The organism is Novosphingobium sp. LASN5T, assembly GCF_003856955.1.
Taxonomy (GTDB): domain Bacteria; phylum Pseudomonadota; class Alphaproteobacteria; order Sphingomonadales; family Sphingomonadaceae; genus Novosphingobium.
Map to the genome: position 1 here is coordinate 1 of NZ_RQSI01000039.1, position 17,334 is coordinate 17,334.

A 17,334-nucleotide genomic window follows, 5' to 3' on the forward strand; every position below is an offset into this window, starting at 1 on the left:
CTCAATAACGCCATGTCGATCACTCCTGGATCCCCCGACAAATCAGCCAGGGGAACGATCAAAACATGGGTCAATTCTCAGTGGAAATTTATGCCCCTCCCGGGTCAACTCTCAGCGGAAATCAACACATAGATACTCTAAAGCTTGATAAGGTTTCAATCAGACGTCATCAGTATGGGAAAACCTATTCAATTGAGCAAGACGAGACTGCAGTCGATCGGCCAGCGAATTCCTAACCGGCTTACCTATTTTAATCTTACGCCACGTGTTGTAGCTAATCCCGAATCTGTAATTCAACGCTTCGTCTGTTTGACCAGTAAGAAGTCGTTCCATATCTCGAACAACAGATTCATCAATTATAACTTGACCTTTCATGGAATATTTCACTCATTATTATTGACAGGACACATAAGAATGATCTTGCGAGAATATCCACGAACTGAGATTTCGATCCACGAAGCTTCGAGGAGCAGCTATGGATCAAGATGGTAGGCGAAGTGGGCGTCCAGTGTGATGATCTTCGACTGCCTTCGTACGCGGGGGTCGCCCGGTGATTTTCATTCTAGAAAACCGCCCTCCGGATCATCGAAAATGGAACCACGAAGCTGCTTGCGTACCTTTCGCTTCATGAGTGACCAAGCCGCTTGCTTCCCGAGATAATCAAGCGGCCAAGCGGGCCACCTCTGCGGCTTGCGGTTGACGATCCAAAAATCGGTTAGATCACTACGGCGACCGGCGAGCATGTCTGCGACAGTCTGACCATGTAAATGGCTGATGGCGAGCCCATGGCCCCAGCACCCGCCGATATAGATCACGCGCTCGTCACCGACATTCGTGAGGTGAGGCACCAGGTCGCGCGTCCCCGACATGTGTCCACCCCAGTTATGTGCCAGCCTGACATCTTTTAGCGCAGGAAAGATAGCCTTCAAGTGAGCAAGCGACACCTGGCCCCCCTTGGCATCGACGGTTGGCTCCATCTCGGTTCGCGTCGGATGGCCGCCATAATAGATGAAGTAGAACTGGATGCGCTTGTCCGCAGTGGGTGCCATATAGTGGAACAGATCGAGTGAGCTTTCAATCGCGTTGCCCTGTTTCCAGCCAATCGACGCCCATTGCTCGTCGGACAAGCGCTCGGTCACCGCGCCGCGCGCGAATACCGGAGCTTGATACCGGTCGAGTTCCCTGCCGAGTGGACCTTGTAGCTGGTGCGTGAATGCATTGGTCGCCAGTACGACCTTGCTCGCAAAGATTCTTCCCCCCGGCGTCGACACTCGCACCCCGCTGGGCGTCCGCTCCAGATGAGTCGCTGGCGTGTTTTCATACACCGTAACCCCTGCTGCCTCCGCAATGCGCTTTAGTTCACGCACTTGTTTGCAGGGATTCAGCAGACCTAGATCAGTGTCTGCGATTGCAGCCTTAAAGTGGGTATTTCCGTTGTAACTAGCCTGCACCTGACGGGCATCAAGCCAGGATATCGTATCAACGCCCACCTTTTGGTGAGCGGAGTACAGATCGTGGAGATCATCGATCCATCGATCATCAAAAGCGACACGCATCAGTCCAGGAGCACGATAATCACTGTCCAGACCATTTTGTTCGATAATCTGGCGAGTGTAAGCGGTCGCGCGACGACAATATGCAAAGGCCGCCGCAGATCGTTCCACCCCGTATTTCTTGTGTATGGCCAACTGGCTCATGCCAAACTGTGGCATGAGCCAGCCAGCGGCTCGTCCGCTGGCGCCGAAACCGATGATTTCGCTTTCGATCACGACCACCGAGCCCAGACCGTCCTTCGCACAGTGCCAGGCCGATGAAAGTCCGGCGATGCCGCCGCCTATTACGAGAATGTCGCATCGCAGATCGGCAGCCAGGTCCGGATTCGCGGTGTAATTTCCATAATCCCGAATCCAGAAGGACTTGCCTGCGTGCGGGGGCGACGAGGGCTTTGCTCGCTCGTTCGTGCCCGACGCCGGGTACGGCACATCATGGCCAGGCCCGGGAGTTTGATTGTGCATCCTACCAACTCCAACTATTAAGCCAGGCCGACATCGCATCGTCCTTGGCGCAGCGCTATGAGGGCTTCAAATCCTGACATCCGGTCCGACCCGACCGATCGCTTTACAAACGCGCCACCCTGAAGTGGCGACGCAAGCCATGGTTCAGGAGGCAGCAGGCACCCGCGCCGCTTCGTGGGGCCTTCGGGCTGCATATACCGCAATTATCACAAGGGCAGCTGCGGCGGGGAAGGGCGCGGCAAGAAGGACGATGCTCAGCGAACCTTTCGCGACCAACATCGCACCGATGGCAGGGCCTATGGCCTGCGCAGCTACGTTGATGATATAGATCATGCGGGTGAACTTTTCATCTGGATCATTGTCCGCAACGAGTGACATATAATAGGTCAGGCCCAAACCCCAGGCGGATAGGTATGCTGCGAATGCTATCGTGTAGGAGAAAGTTGTCGTCGACTCGTACAGCGCCCAAATCGCGCCGAAGAATAACAGGGTAGTAAAGGCGATCCACTTGAGTCGGCCTCCGATCACGCCGACAGCAGTCGGGATCAGGACGGCCACTATCGACAAGATGTAGCTGAACGCGGCGGCATTCGCGACCTGGGCCGGATTAAGACCATTGGCGAGGCCGACCCGTTCCGTAAATCCGGAAACCACGTTTGCCCCCACGGCGAACAGTAGCAAGCCCACCAACGCGATCTTTCCGAACGCTATGGCGCCAAGCCGGGTGCCTTCTCCATCACGGCTCCCCAGATCAACCGTGCCACCGCGCAGGTCGGCGGGAAGCAGCAGCGATAGAAACACCGCGGCACCCAGCCAGAGCGCGCCCGATGAAAGAGCGGCGCCGTAGCCGATATACTCACGCAAGGCGTCAAGCAGCCAGATTGCGGCGGCCGACAGCAACAGGGAGATGGCCATTCCGGCGCCGAACGCGCGATCCGGAACGGTCGCTCGAGCCATGATGCATGCGCACACGGTCGTCAAAAGCACCACGCTCAATCCTGATGCGAACCGCACCGAGCAGAGCAGTAAGTAACTGTCCGCCATGCCGGTCAGCGCGTTGGCGACGGTTGCCGCCAGGGAAGCGCCCAATATAAGCAACCGCCACGGCGCGCGTGGCATCAAGATGAAGCCGAGTACGGCTCCCACGACGCCGCCGGCCTGGTCGATGGTTTGAACAAAGCCCGCCTGGCTTAGGCTGATACGCAGCGTGTCGTTGTACATGCCCACAAAAAATGGCGCCACATCGATCAGAACGAGTGATAGACCATAGAGGGTACACGCTATCGCCAACGTAATTCGAGGGTGTGCACCAAGTCCGCTCTTCACTCTCTAATCTCCTGATGACAGCCTGCTCGCAGGGTGAGGTCGTTCGATGATGCCCTCGATGCAAAAGGACCGCAGGCGGGGAGCTTATCACAGGCCACGAGGCCAACAAGAATAATTCATCAATCGAATATTTATCGGCCTATCGGGCCACGCGCCCGTATCTTTCCACACCAGGACGCTTCAGGGATGGTCCTGAAGAATGGCTGCGAAACGCGATGGCCGATAGCGACGAAGCCAGAGCGCGAAGCCGATGCCGACAACCATCGCCACCGGAATACCGATAGGGATCCGATTAACGACAGGGTTGCTGCTCCCGCTGAGATACTCGAAGTTTTCAAAGGCAAAGTATAGCGCGCCCAGCAGGCCGATAAACGCCAGTGCGGGTGCGATCACGTGCTGCCAGAGCTTACGTTGCGGATGGTCCCGGAAGTAGGAGATGACCGCAAGGCTGGTCAGCGCCTGCATGAACATGACCCCAGCCGCGGCGAAGCCGAGCGCCACCAGTCCAAGTCCCAGCATCGGGTGCAGGCCAAGATATGCGGCTCCAACGATGACTATGAGCGAGATGCCCGATACGGTCAGACTGGCCATGGTCGGTGAACCATGAACGGGATGCGCACGGCCGAGCACGAGCGGAAGGCAACCTTGGCGGCCAAGCACAAACATGTAGCGGGCAGCCACGTTGTGCATCGACAATACGGTAGCGAACATGCTGGTGATGACCGCGACCTGCATGATCGTGGTGAATCCGCCGCTGATGAATTTGTCGCTGAGCTTGAAGTAGATGAGGCCGACGTCGGACTCCGGTATGCCCTTGATGTTATCAGGTCCCACCCCGCCAACGGTGATCCACGACGTCACGAAATAGAAGACACCAATGGCGCCGATCGCGAGATAGGTCGCCCGCGCAACAGACTTTTGTGGAGACTTGGCCTCCTCCGAAAAAAGTGCCGCGGATTCGATTCCGAAGTAGCATGTAAAGGCGAGCAGGATCGCGACGCCCGGCGCACCACTGGCGAGGCCACCGATATCCAATGACTGTATTGGAAATGCGCTTGTGCCGAGCTTGTCGACAAGGGCGGCATCGAAGAACAGCAGGAGAATGAATTCGATAAGGATTACGATCAGCACGGCGCGAGCGCTGAAATCAATCTTGCGCAGACCGAATAAGCCGACGATGACCCAAGCTGCCAAGGAATAGGTTACCCAGTGCAAGTCATAGCCCAGCAAAGTCTGCACCGTGGTATGCATGATAAAACCCAGGTAACTGAAGCCGCCAGGCACAAACATCGTGTAGGAAACCACGGCCACGCACGCCGCGCCCATACCCACCACTGATCCCAGACCGCGCGCGATATAGGCATAGAAGGCGCCACCCACCAAAACCTCGCGGCTGATCGCCGAATAGCCTACAGCGAATAGCGCTGTAACCACCGTGGCGATGACGAAGGCCAGCGGCAGGGCAGTCCCGCTGCCGAACACAAGCGCAACCGGCAAAACACCGATCACGCAGGCTAGAGGCGCGACCGCAGCAATGACAAATACGGCTAGCCTGAATGTGCTGAGCGTGCGCGGCAACGCAACGGGCTCGGCTCCACGGGGAGGAGGGACGGCTATTGATGCAGTGTCAACTATGGTTTGTGTCATCCCAATCTCCCGAAATTCTTTTCGTCTCGCATGGCACCGGATGGTTGACGGTGACCGTTGGCAATAGAGCGCAAGTGCCGCGACCATAATTATTCATCTGCATAAATGCAATCGCCAAACTTGAACCTGTAACATGCGTGGAAAAGGAAGCGCGAATGGACGTTCCTGGCTAACTTTGTTCGCCGATGCGGTCTGCCAGGAACTGGCCTGATTTAATAAGAATAGCCCCGGTCTTGCGCCTTCACGAAGGTGCAAGCCGGGGCAAAGTTATGCAATACCAGGAAGACTGGTGGGGAACATAAAGCTATTTTCCGAAGTCACCAGCCTGCCACATTTCGCGCACTACGCGCCAACCGAGCGGCGAACGCTTCAGCACGAAGAGCTGACGGATCGTCTCTTCCTTTTTGGTCTTGGGAGTCGGCTTGCATTTCAGCACGGCGAATACCGAAGCAAGGTCGCCCGATGCCACAAGCGAGTCTTGCACACTAAATTCGCAGCCCTTGTTTCCATTCGGACCCAGATAAGCGAACCAATCGTCAAGCGCGGTGACGGCATCTTTGATACCGCGCCTGGGAACGGCATCCCCTTCACCCGTGATGATCACGTCTTCAGCATAGAAGCGCTTGACCAACTCGGTGGTCGACAGACCATCCCGATTTGCTTTGTCCTGACTAGCGAAGAACGCGCGGAGTCCTTCCGTGATTTCCGCCTCCGAATTAGTGGTGCCCATGTCATGCGCCATGGCGCCGACTGGTGCGAGGCAAAGGGCGGATAATAGGGTCAAGCCCGCTTTGAAGTTGAGAGCCATAAGATCTCCCCGATGATGATTGGTGGATACAGTAGTTATTAGGCGTTCGGATAATAATGCCGGTTGTGCCTTTGTCAACGTGTCACCATCCTGCACAGGGACCAAAAATCTCTTCTAACCCGCAGGGCGCTTCATGGTGAAGGCGGCTGTCGAGCCGATCTCAAAATAGTCGGCGGCATAGCCGGCCCTCAACACGATCCCGGCAGAAGCGGTGTCGAACAGCCCGTCCCGCAGAAGCGTGCGATCGATGTGTACGCCGACGATCTCGCCAAGGGTCAACCAGGCCGAGGTACGGCTACCCGCGGCATCGGTCAGCCCCCTGATGTCGATCAGGCGGCACTCCAAAGCCACCGGAGTTTCCGCAACGCGCGGGCAGTCGATGATCGTGCAATCGGCCGACTTAAGGCCCGCCTCTTCAAATTCATCGATGCCCGGTGGCGCGGGTCGCGAGCTGATGTTCATCGCCTCGGCATGGCGCCGCGTGACGAGGTTGCAGGCGAAAACCCCCGTTTCGCGGATGTTGGCCAATGAGTCCTTCTCGCCGATGCTCGAGAAGCCAATGATCGGCGGCTTGTCACAGAGCATCGAGAAGAAGCTGTACGGCGCAAGATTGGCCACTCCCGCAGCCGATCGGCTCGATATCCAGCCGATCGGCCGGGGGCCAAGGATGGCGCGCAACGGATCCCGAGTCAGGCCATGTCCGGCACGAGGTTCGTAGAAATGCGTGTCGTGCATGTGCTGGTCCGTTTCGTCGGATGAGATGGGTCGCCGGTGTCGCGCGCAGTCCGACGCGCAAATCCGCTCCGGTCGGGACTTGGCCCAACGGGAGCGGAATGGCTCGCCCTATTTCGAGCCGGTGCCCGCCAGATAAGCGACCACGGCCTTTCGATCGGAACCCTTGGCCAGGCCTCCGAACGCCATGGCGGTGCCCGGATAAGCCTCCATCGGGTTCTTCAGGAAAGTGTCAAGCTTCTCGGGCGTCCAATCCCCCTCAGCCTTTGCCAAAGCCTGGGAGTATGGATAGCCTGCCGCGCCACCGATCTTGCGGCCAAGCACCCCGGCGAGGGTGGGACCGGCCGGAGACGGCGCCCCCGCCTCTGCGGAGTGGCAAACGGCGCAATTGCTGAAAACCTTCTTCCCGGCCTCGACCTCCGCAGGATTGCTCGCCAGGGCGGAATAGTCCGCCGAGGCGGCTGGTGCGGGGGCGGTGTTTCCGTCCTGCTTGTTTCCGTCGGCCGTCGGGTTCGAGCATGCAGCGAGCGCGCCGAGGCACAACGTCGCGCATGCCGTCAAACGGCGGTACCTCAACAACCGGTTGATCATTGTTGGTTTCCCTTCTCGAGCAACTGCGTCACCTCACGGCACGCACGAATACCACTTTCGACAGCGCCGTCGATATAGGCGTGCCAGCCGTCCGCCGTCCCGGAACCTGCGAAGAACATGCGGCCTTCCGGCTTCGCCATGTCCTTATACTTCTTGAACCATCCCGCCCGGTAGGCAGGCCACGCCTGCTTGGAAAACGGGTCCTTGACCCAGTTATAGGGTGCGATGTCGGTGATCTCCGCAGTCGGATGGATCTTGCGCAGTTCGGCGTTGACGGCGTCCTGGTCGTTGATGTCGAGGAGGGATTGGCGGCCAAGGGTCGCCTTCAGGATCGTACCCACCGTGTCGTCAGACTCCTCGGTCTGGATGGCGTTCAGGGGATTGGGATCGTCGCAGAAGGCGAAGGTGTTGCCGATATTCTGCTTGATGCGCATATACATCGTCGCGCCGTCGCAGATGTCCCCGTTCTTGATGAATGCGCGCTTCTCTGCGGAGAGGCCCGGCTTGAATTCTATGTCCGGATAGACCTGGGTCGGCAACGTGAAAAGCACCGCTTTCGCCTCGACCGTCTGTCCATCGGCAGTACGCAGCGTGACGCCTGTCGCGGTGGTCTCCACCTGCTTGACTACGGTGCCGAGCCTGACGTCGGCCTTGCTGTCGTCGAGGATCGCTTTCGCGAGTGCGGCAGTGCCGCCGTTGGCGATGTGCCAGTGCTTTTCTGAGTCTGTGAAGGTATATGGATCCCAGGCCGCGAGTGCGGCCAGCTTCACGAAGCTCATGGCGCTGAACGTGTTTGTGGGGGATCCCGCGTAGAGCACCAGCTCCGCGTTCAGCGACGCGCGCTGGATAGGGTCAAGGTCGAGCTTTGCCATCCTCGCGGCGCCTGAAATCTCGTCCAGCTTGGCAACCTCCGGGTTGGCGAAGGGCGAGAAGGGTTGCGGGAAAAGGGTCCTGGCGCCTTCGCAGAACTTCTTGAACGCGTCGTCGTAGCCAGCGTCAAAACGTGCCGGTGGCACATCGTGCACCTTGCCATCGGCAGTCATCACATAGGCCTTGTCCAGGTTGCGCAGCGGCACTTCCTGGAAGCCGAAGCCGTAACGCTGCATCTCGGCGAAGACATGCGGCTGTAACCAGTGCACCGACGAGCCGCCCAATTCGATCTGGCGACCAAGGAATTTACTTGTGAAGGTACGGCCACCAATGCGCGGACGCGCTTCGAGGACCACTACTCGCCAACCCTGGGCAGCCAGTTCGCGGGCGGCGGTGACACCGGCGTAACCAGCACCAACGACCACGACATCGTAGGGACCTTCGTCCTTGCCGTCACGCGCTTCCCGGTTCGGGTTTTCCTTGGCGCAGCTGACCAGCGCGATTGAGCCCGCAGCCGCGGCGCCGAATTTCATCAGCGATCGCCGATCCAAGTGTCGATCGTCCATTGGCTCGTCATTGTCCTGATGCGTAGTCATGCTGCTCCTCTTTGGCTTCCGGTGCCGCTATCGCGAATGCTATCCTGCGGCATTGATCACTTGTAATCGGGTGTATTCGTACACCCCCTCAATCCCGCCTTCCGAACCAAGACCGGACTGCTTTACGCCCCCAAACGGGATATCGGGATGGATGGCGATGTGCTGGTTGATCCAAACGCTGCCCGCCGTGATGCCGCGAGCAAGCTGCCGCGCGCGATCGATGTCCCGCGTCCAGATGGAGGCGCCCAATCCAAAAGCGCCCTCGTTGGCACGCGCGATCGCGTCCGCCTCATCCGTAAAGCGCAGTAGCGGCACGACGGGGCCGAATTGTTCGTCGGTAACCAGCGGAGCCTGATCGTCGAGATCGGCAATGATGGTCGGCTCGATGAAAAAGCCTGGTCGATTGGCGACGTGGCCGCCGGTCAGTACCGTGCCGGATGCTGCTGCCTCTTCGATCATGCCGCGCACCTTGTCGAACTGCATGCGGTTCTGAACAGGCCCGAGCGTTACGCCGTCCTCGTCGCCAGCCCCCATCCTGATTTCGCGTGTGGCGGTCACGAACCGCTCCCTGAAATCATCATATATCTGGTCGGCGACATAGAGGCGCTTGGGCGCTGCGCATACCTGGCCGGCATTGAGGAAGGCGGTGGCAGCGAGGCCCCGGGCCGCCGCCTCGACATTAGCATCCGCCAGCACGATGGCGGGATCGTTGCCGCCTAGTTCGAGAGTAACGCGCTTCATATCGTCCGCAGCGCTTCTCAGAACGGCCTTGCCGGTGTTCGTGGAGCCGGTGAACGAAACCTTGGCGATGTCCGGGTGCCCGGCCAGGCGCGCACCAAGGTCGTTGTTGTCAGCAACGATATTGAACACGCCACGGGGGAAAATGTCGGCGGCCAGACGGCCCAGTTCCAGGGTTGTCAGAGGCGTGGTCGCCGCAGGTTTGAGGACGATCGTGTTTCCGGTAATGAGAGCGGGCGCATATTTGTTGCTCGCCAGGATCATCGGGAAATTCCACGGCGTAATACCGGCCACGACACCAAGCGGGCGGCGCTCGACCTCATAATCGCCCGTGGGGTGGGTTCGCGTCTCGGCCTTCAGCTCGACATTCGCATAGAAACGGATGCCGCGGATCGTTGCCTCGACCTCGAAACGGGCTTCGCCATAGGGTTTGCCCTGCTCCCTGATAAGGAGGTGCGTAAAGCTATCCGTCTCGTTTTCGAGGCGCTGCGCGAACTCCAGCAGGCACGCACGGCGCGTTTCCCAAGGTGCCGCCGCCCATGCCGGGAACGCACGCGCCGCAGATGCGACCGCTTCGTCGATCTGCGCCCCATCGGCGGCGTGGGCCTGGGCGAACGGTTCGCCCGTCGAAGGATCTATGACCGGGATGATGCGCGCACCATCCACCAGCTGACCATCTATGAGCATTTTGTAGGCGTTCATTGCGGCTCCTGTCCTCTCGATAGTGGGTCCAACAAGTGGTCTTTATGATCTTCGGCCTGATTTTGCGGAAGCCGACCCGCTAATCGTTTCGGATGGACCGATTGCTAAGATGCTGCGAACCGCCTGAACCGATAAGGTGACGGATCTATTATGGGGTCGGCGCCCGTTATCAGGTCGGCCGCCAGTTCACCCGCCGTAGGCGAGGTTCCGAAGCCATGACCTGAAAAGCCCGTGCAGACGGTCAGCCCGGGGATGCTGCTCACGTGATCGATGACTGGCGTTGAGTCCGGGGTGACATCCACGGTTCCTGCCCACGTCTGGACGATTTCGGCCTGCTCGAATACGGGCCAGGCTGCGCTCAGAGCAGCGAAAGCTTCACCGATTGCGCGTTGATCGATCGCCGGATCTTTTGTTCGGACACGCTCAAAGGGTGAACGGGCATCAGGTTTCCAGCGGCGAGGAAGGGCCAGATCCTGAAAGAATTCGCGCCCGATCGACACTCGAAGATACCGCCCTTGGGTCTTCAGGGAGGAAATATATCGTTGGCCGATCAAGAGATGGTCAAGCGTGATCGGCGCCTTTACGGCACTGCGCTGGGTTACGATAAAGCCGCCATCCGCATGTTTCCGAAAGGAAAAGTCCGGCCCTCCCACGGCAATCTCGGTCGGCCCCTCCATCGGAGCGGTGCGGGCCACCGACACAGTAAGCGGCAAAGTCGGAAGATCGACGCCCAGATTACCCAGGAAGCGCCGCGACCACAGGCCGCCCGCCAGCAAAACGGCATCGCTGCGGATCTCGCCATGCTCTGTCACTGCACCCGTGACACGACTGCCAGAAAGGACGAGCGAGCGCACCGCACAGTTTTCGAGTATGATCGCCCCCTTGGCGCGTGCGGCGCGCGCGATCGCGTAGGCGGCTAGCGAGGGCTCGGCACGCCCGTCCGACGGCGTATAGATGCCCCCAGCCCAGTCGCCGCGTCCGCCAGGAACGAGGTGATCGATATCCCGCAGGGTGAGCAGACGAGAATCCAGATCGCACTGCTCGACGGATTGTAGCCATTTCTCGTGGACATGCATTTCCGCCTCGCTTTTAGCGAGAAAGAGAATGCCGGCCTGCCGATAGCCTACATCGGAACCGACCCGCTCTGCCAATCCAGCCCAAAGCCGGTCTGAAGCGGCAGCCAGCGGCACGTCGGCCGGAGCGCGACTGGTCTTGCGAATCCAGCCCTGGTTACGGGACGACTGCTCCCCCGCTACCGACCCCTTTTCCAGGACAACCACCTGAACACCGCGCTCGCTGAGCGTGAGCGCCGCTGTCAGCCCAACGATCCCACCCCCGATAATGACCACGGAAGCGGATCGCGGAAGCCTGTCGCTAGTTGTTATGGATGCGGTTGGCGATTCCACCTGGCTATCCTTCATACATATATATACCCGCCGCCGATGGAGCGACGACGACGTGGGTCAGATCGACAGTCGTCGGGTTTCCACCTTACCCTTCGAAGCGCCCCGGAATGCGGTCACTTCGATCTCGACCTTGTACACGTTCGAACTAAGTGGAGGACACGTCAATGTCATCGCCGGATCGACGCCGCGGAAACGTTCCCCTACCTTGGCCATGACCGCTGGTACGTCGGCCGGGTCCTGGATGAAAATGCGGGACGCAACCACGTCGCCAAGGCTTGCTCCGACCTCGCCAAGCGCGCGCTCGATGTTGGCTATCACCTGTTCGGTCTGTTGGGTGACATCGTCCGGTATCTCCTGCGTTTGAGGATTGCGGCCCGCGGTGTTGGAAACGAATATCAAGTTATCGACCGCTACCAGTCGCGAATAGCTCGCCAGATCCTCATATCTTGAGCCTGTCTTGAGTTTTACGACATTAACCATTTGTCCTCCGACTAAGTAGCGCGGCCGATCTGGCCGAATACGGATTATGCATCAGCGCAGAACGGGCGTTTCCCAAAGGTTCAGGGTTTGCCCGATGTTGCGTTCGATGGCGTTTCGATAGATGATTGTGCCCCAGGCGACGTCCTCAACCGGCATTCCGCCTACCGACATGATGATGATCTCCTCATCATTCGTCCGGCCCGGCGCCTCTCCAGCGACGATGCGACCCAAATCCTCGAGATCCTCTTTGGCCATTCGGCCTTCGGCGATCATGTCCATGAACTTTACGCCAATGACGGGCACCACATTGTGTGCAGGCTTTGGCAATTCTTCAAACCAGGCTTCATAGAGACCAGTATTGTCCACGACCTTACGAACTTCCGGAGCTTCCATGTCACTGTCGATCTCACAGCTGGATGGCATAGCCAGGAAAGCGCCGGGCTTGACCCATTCACGTTTGACAAGAGGATAGGTCGATGGGTCGCCGGACAGACCGGTGTTGCAGTAGGTGACGATGTCGGATTCGCGAACCGCCGCCTCGATCGTATCGACCACCTCGATGTTCGCGATCTGGGGCATGTCGGATTTGAGCCAGGCGAGGAAGCTATCGATACTGGATTTGCCGCGCCCTTTGATCTTGATCGTGTCGATGTCGGGACAAACGGCGCACAGAGCCATGAGCGTGGTCTTACCCATGACGCCGGGGCCGACAAGGCCGACCACTTTGGAGTCCCGACGCGCCAGATGGCGAGCCCCGACGCCGGGAATGGCGCCGGTCCTGTACGCTGACAGGAGATTGGCGGACATGAAGGCAAGAGGCGCACCCGTGTCTGCGTCATTGAGCACGAACATCAGGATAGACCGCGGCAGGCCTTTCTCACGATTTTCAACGTTCGATCCATACCATTTGACGCCGGCTGTACGGAAGCGACCGCCAAGATAGGCGGGCATGGCCATGAAGCGGCGGTCGGCAGTCGCCTTCGGCATGTCGGGGAAAGGAGACTCCTTTGGAAACAACACCATCGCGCCATGGGAGTCATTATTGGCACCCGCCATGCGATAGTCGCCGTGCCACAAGAGCCCGAACATCTCCTCCATCGTATCGACGCAGGTCGGCATGTCGGTCACACCCGCTGCGATCATGTCGCTCTCGGATAAATAAACAAAATCTATCTTTGCCGGGCTGGCCATTGAATCTTCTCTCCAGAATATTCTTCAAGTCAATAATAAAAAGATCGGGTCGTCGTCGGTTTGAACAGTGTCCCTGCGTCGGTTCTCCGAGCCGGTATCTACCCGGCCAGACTGCTTCTCCACGCTCGATCGCCGGATACTGCGAACATGCCTTTAGTCCTATATTAAGAGAGCCTGGCTTTCCGTGCCGATCAAATCTGCTCAGCTGATTTTCGACCAGACGGGCTCCACATATGCGCTGAGCTTTCCCGGGTAAGTTCATCCGAACGATGTTATTTCAGGCAGGGATATCTCGCGCTAGACTCTCTCAGATTTCCGGATTAATTCTACAGATGCAAAATTATTGGTCAAGTCAAGAAAGGCGGCTCTGCTCGGTCGAAAGGGCAGGGCGCATATACCTCGTTTCGAGCGGTTTGTTTTTGTTGTCGTAGGGCTTTCCTGGGCGGATAGTCGATGCGTCGTTTCGGCGATCATCTGGAGCCATGCGCGAGGGGCGAAGGAGATCGACGGATGCTGAGCGAAGGCCAGTTGATCGATCGCAAGTGCAGATTTCTACCGTTATTTACGCCACTCGATGCCTCCGACTGCTTCGCAATGGGGCCATGGCGGCCACCTTGCTCCGTGCATCACGCCCGGCTTACTGCCCAGGTCGCCTCAAGGTCGAGCACTACCACGACATGATATCCTGCCGGTTGCGCGCAACAAAATCGAGAATATAACGTTGGCGGCTCGGGCTAAACGGCGAGATAGTAAAGAGTTTCATCTTGTAATATTGCAGGTGTAGAATTAACGCGCGTCTGGGCAGCATAGGAGGTGGCGGTTGAAGGCCCATCGCATCGGAAAGACCGTAGCGAGTTGGAATGTGACGACGAGGGCGGGAACAGCTGCTGCACGCCGCAGCCGCGAAACGATACCGACCGGGCGTCGTGCGTTAGCTTCGGCGCGAGTGCGCCCGCCGCTGCCCACCTTCCTCGTCGGTCGTTACAACATCAATGCTATGGTTCTGGCGGCGTATGCGCAGATGCTACCCCACCTGTCCATTCCAACAATGGACAGGCAAATTGACCATCGGCGAAATCGCGGAGATATTATTCAGTGACTGGACGTGACGTTATCCAAGGACGTGGACGAGCTCGGCTTCTCGCAAGCCTGGTACTTGCCCATGCGATTCAGAAATCTTGATGTTGGAAGCGGTGAGAATGGAAGCTGAAGCGCAGGCCGCGGCCGCTCCGGAAAAAAAGACGGAAGCTACAGAAAGGCGGCGTAAGCCTGGTCGGCCAAGGAAGGACGGCAACCATCGCGAGACGATCCTCAACAAGGCGGAGATCGCCTTCGCAGAAGGGGGCTATGCGGGCATCAGCATCCGCGATATCGCCGAGCGGGCGGGCGTTAACCAGGGGTTGATCCGCTATTATTTCGAGAGCAAGCAGCAGCTGTTCGATGAGGTTTATCGTCGTCGCGGCGGATTGTTGTCCGGACGCCGTCACGTTCTGCTGGATCAGCTTCTTGAAGGAGGAAAACCGTTAACGGTCAAGGCGATCGTCCGCGCTTATCTTCAACCACAATGGGATCTGAAGTACAGCGGAGAGGCGGGGTCCGCCTTCGTGCGCCTTCAGGCCCGTCTGCACGCCGAGCCGGAAGAGCATGCGCTGAGACTGCGGCGGGAGGTCTACGACGCCTCAGTCAAGCGGTATGTCGATGCGCTGGCGAAGGTGCTCCCCGACATTCCCAAGAGAACCATCGGCCTGCGCATGGCGTTTCTCGTGGGGACATATCTCTTCATGCTGAACGATCTCGGCCGCATTGAGGACCTGACTGAAGGTAAGATCAGGCATATTTCCAAGGACGAGATGCTCGACCATATGGTCGAGTTTCTCGCTGCGGGCATCCAGGCGGCCGTGCCATAAGCGAACGCTGGCCGGGCATATAGACCAGCCAGCGTTCCGAGCTCATCCGGTTGGAGTCAACTCGCCGAACCGGATTCCCGCCTTTCTGCCATCGTAAGTAGCCTGCGCGATTTGGCCAGCGCCGAGGCAGTCTCCGACCCGATCGACCGAGCGGATGAGGCCCGCCCCGCGCTTCGCGACTAGCTCCTGATAGAGTTCATCGTCAGAGATCTGGCCGGTAACCAGGACAACTGTGTCCGCGTCGATGCGGCTTTCTGCCCCGTCAAGCAGGCGGCTGGCGGTCACCGAACCTTCGTCGATCGATGTGATCATTGTGCCGACCACGATCGCGATCCCGGCTTCATTCATTGAATTGATGACGTGCACGAGTTCCAATGTGTTGTGCGTCCAGGGGGAAGGATCGCTGGCCGTCGTTACATAGGTCACCTTGCAACCCGCCTTGGCAAGGCGGTCGGCTATAACGGCCGCCATATAATAATAGTCCTCGTCGTAGACGACAACGCTGCCGCCACTCGGCACATTGTCGTTGAGGATGTCCTCCGCGCAAAGCACATGGGGAAGGTCGTGCCCCGTGATGGGCTCGTCGTGATGGCGTCCCACGCCTTCGCCGCGCCATTTGGCGCCCGTCGCAATGATGATGTGGTCGGCCCCGAAACCCACGATATCGTCTGCGTTGAGCGGACTTTCGAGATACATGTTGACGTTCGGCATCGTCTGTAGCTGACTGACGCGGTAATCCACCACGCGACCCCAGGCACTCAGCCGCGGCATCCTCCGCTCGCGTACGAGGCGGCCGCCCCATTCGCTGCCCGCGTCCGCGATAGATACCTGATATCCACGCTTGGCAAGCGTGTGGGCTGCCTCCAAGCCAGCCGGGCCGCCGCCCACTACGAGTATAGATGCGTCGGGGTCGTGCGCCTCCGGCACATTCTCAGGATGCCAGCCGTTCACATGCTCCTCGCCTGCGGAGGGGTTCTGCGTGCAACGGATTCTGGAATAGGTCATCACCTCAGCGGTGCAGGCGTTGCAGCCGATACATTCCCGGATGTCGTCGTGACGGCCCGTGTCGATCTTGTTCGGGAGGAAAGGGTCAGCTATCGAAGGGCGCGCGGCCCCGATGAGATCAAGCACTCCGCGCTTGATCTGACTTACCATCGCATCAGGCGAGGTGAAGCGGCCGACGCCAACAACCGGCTTGTTGGTGACCTTTTTCACAAAATCGATGAACGGCTCCTGCTGGCCCTCCTCAAAGAACCGACTGCTGCCGCTATCCCAGGCCCAATCGCTGACGTTCACGTCCCACAGGTCAGGCACATCGGCAAGCGCCTCCACCACACGGCGACCATCCTCGAGTGCGGTGATGTTCGAAGGCCGACGCCGATCCTCGACAGCGAAGCGAACGGCGACGGCACAGGTGTCCCCCACCGCGTCCTTCACGTCGGAAAGCGTCTCCCGGAGCAAGCGGACGCGATTCTCAAATACGCCGCCATATTCGTCGGTGCGCTTGTTCGTCCTGGTATCCAGAAAGTCCTGCAGCAGCGACAGGTTGTGCGCGCAGTAGACGTAAATGATATCGAAGCCGGCCTTGCGGGCACGCAGCGCCGCGTCCCGATACCACTGGCGGAAGTTTGTGATGTCCTGCCTGTCGATGGTTCGCGCCGAGATGGGATTGATGAAATAATGTGGGAACTTGCCGGTGGGTGAAAGCGGATGTTCGCGATGGTTGATGGCAGGGCCGGAGGCACCCGCATGCGCGAGCTCTATACCTGCGAGCGCGCCATACTCCTTCACGGCTGCGACCACGCGTGATAGCGGCTCGATATATTTGTCGTTGTACATCCGCGGATCAGGCAAAGGTGCGTGGTCCGAGGTTTCGTGGATCATCGTCTCCTCAAGACAGACAACGCCCCAGCCACCCTCGGCCCTGGCTTTCCGGAACGCAATCATCTCATCCAGGGCGGGCATGCCCATCGCGGTGGCGTGCGGCACAACATAGAACCGGTTCTTCGTTCTTACAGGGCCGATCTGCAGCGGTTCGAAGAGAATATCGTATCGAGGGTCGCGCATTTGTTACTCCACGTTATCACGCAGTCAGTTTTCGGAATGACGGGAAGACGCCGCCGCGCATCCATCTCGTCCAGAGCCGGATGGATGCGCGGGACCATAGTGCCAACGGCGTGAAGTCGCATATGGAAAGCGGCCAAAAAAGGGGCAATCACACAGCTAAGGGCATAGATGAGTTGAAAGGCGGGCCTGTTGCTTCCACGCTGATGTGGACGCAAAGATGTACCGACATAAGCGATCGATCAAGGGCCGATCTATAGT

At 58.8% G+C, this 17,334-nt stretch carries 14 protein-coding genes; 2 read left to right on the forward strand and 12 right to left on the reverse strand.

What is annotated here, in order from left to right:
* Nucleotides 1-557 precede the first annotated feature (557 nt).
* The 11 genes from EH199_RS19055 to EH199_RS19105 form a co-directional block, all read right to left on the reverse strand.
* Nucleotides 558-2,015: an FAD-binding oxidoreductase gene (locus EH199_RS19055; RefSeq protein WP_051034288.1), complete on the reverse strand. Its 1,458-nt coding sequence runs from the start codon at nt 2,013-2,015 to the stop codon at nt 558-560.
* Nucleotides 2,016-2,159: 144 nt separating this feature from the next.
* The gene (locus EH199_RS19060) at nt 2,160-3,341 is read right to left on the reverse strand and encodes a hypothetical protein (RefSeq protein ID WP_124810770.1); all 1,182 of its coding nucleotides are present in this window, start codon (nt 3,339-3,341) and stop codon (nt 2,160-2,162) included.
* A 180-nt stretch (nt 3,342-3,521) separates the two neighbouring features.
* Nucleotides 3,522-4,919 carry an APC family permease gene (locus EH199_RS19065; RefSeq protein WP_017181817.1) on the reverse strand — a complete coding sequence of 466 codons (1,398 nt, stop codon included), beginning with the start codon at nt 4,917-4,919 and terminating at the stop codon, nt 3,522-3,524.
* Nucleotides 4,920-5,292: 373 nt separating this feature from the next.
* On the reverse strand, nt 5,293-5,796 hold the full coding sequence (locus EH199_RS19070; RefSeq protein WP_026002165.1) for a hypothetical protein: 504 nt from the start codon (nt 5,794-5,796) through the stop codon (nt 5,293-5,295).
* Nucleotides 5,797-5,910: 114 nt separating this feature from the next.
* Nucleotides 5,911-6,531: a flavin reductase family protein gene (locus tag EH199_RS19075; RefSeq protein WP_017181815.1), complete on the reverse strand. Its 621-nt coding sequence runs from the start codon at nt 6,529-6,531 to the stop codon at nt 5,911-5,913.
* Between the two features lie 108 nt (nt 6,532-6,639).
* Complete coding sequence (locus EH199_RS19080; RefSeq protein WP_017181814.1) at nt 6,640-7,119, reverse strand: cytochrome c family protein; 480 nt, start codon at nt 7,117-7,119, stop codon at nt 6,640-6,642.
* A complete protein-coding gene (ndpB, locus tag EH199_RS19085; RefSeq protein ID WP_037514113.1) occupies nt 7,116-8,585 on the reverse strand; it encodes a (S)-6-hydroxynicotine oxidase NdpB in 1,470 nt (489 codons plus the stop codon). Before ndpB ends, EH199_RS19080 begins: the two co-directional genes overlap by 4 nt.
* Nucleotides 8,586-8,624: 39 nt before the next feature.
* Nucleotides 8,625-10,025, reverse strand: coding sequence for an aldehyde dehydrogenase family protein (locus tag EH199_RS19090; protein ID WP_017181812.1), 1,401 nt, complete (start codon nt 10,023-10,025; stop codon nt 8,625-8,627).
* 104 nt (nt 10,026-10,129) lie between these two features.
* Nucleotides 10,130-11,431, reverse strand: a complete 1,302-nt coding sequence (locus EH199_RS19095; RefSeq protein WP_223806780.1) for an FAD-binding oxidoreductase — start codon at nt 11,429-11,431, stop codon at nt 10,130-10,132.
* Between the two features lie 57 nt (nt 11,432-11,488).
* Nucleotides 11,489-11,911 carry a RidA family protein gene (locus EH199_RS19100; protein ID WP_017181810.1) on the reverse strand — a complete coding sequence of 141 codons (423 nt, stop codon included), beginning with the start codon at nt 11,909-11,911 and terminating at the stop codon, nt 11,489-11,491.
* Between the two features lie 51 nt (nt 11,912-11,962).
* The gene (locus EH199_RS19105; protein ID WP_086485784.1) at nt 11,963-13,102 is read right to left on the reverse strand and encodes a tyramine oxidase subunit B; all 1,140 of its coding nucleotides are present in this window, start codon (nt 13,100-13,102) and stop codon (nt 11,963-11,965) included.
* An 820-nt stretch (nt 13,103-13,922) separates the two neighbouring features.
* On the opposite strand from EH199_RS19105, the gene EH199_RS19110 reads away from it, so the two are divergent.
* Both EH199_RS19110 and EH199_RS19115 read left to right on the forward strand, forming a co-directional pair.
* Nucleotides 13,923-14,201, forward strand: a complete 279-nt coding sequence (locus tag EH199_RS19110; RefSeq protein WP_124810772.1) for a hypothetical protein — start codon at nt 13,923-13,925, stop codon at nt 14,199-14,201.
* A 100-nt stretch (nt 14,202-14,301) separates the two neighbouring features.
* The gene (locus EH199_RS19115) at nt 14,302-15,009 is read left to right on the forward strand and encodes a TetR/AcrR family transcriptional regulator (protein WP_017181808.1); all 708 of its coding nucleotides are present in this window, start codon (nt 14,302-14,304) and stop codon (nt 15,007-15,009) included.
* A gap of 42 nt (nt 15,010-15,051) precedes the next feature.
* On the opposite strand, the gene ndpC is transcribed toward EH199_RS19115, so the two are convergent.
* The gene (ndpC, locus tag EH199_RS19120) at nt 15,052-17,076 is read right to left on the reverse strand and encodes a 6-hydroxypseudooxynicotine oxidase (protein WP_017181807.1); all 2,025 of its coding nucleotides are present in this window, start codon (nt 17,074-17,076) and stop codon (nt 15,052-15,054) included.
* Nucleotides 17,077-17,334: the final 258 nt, after the last annotated feature.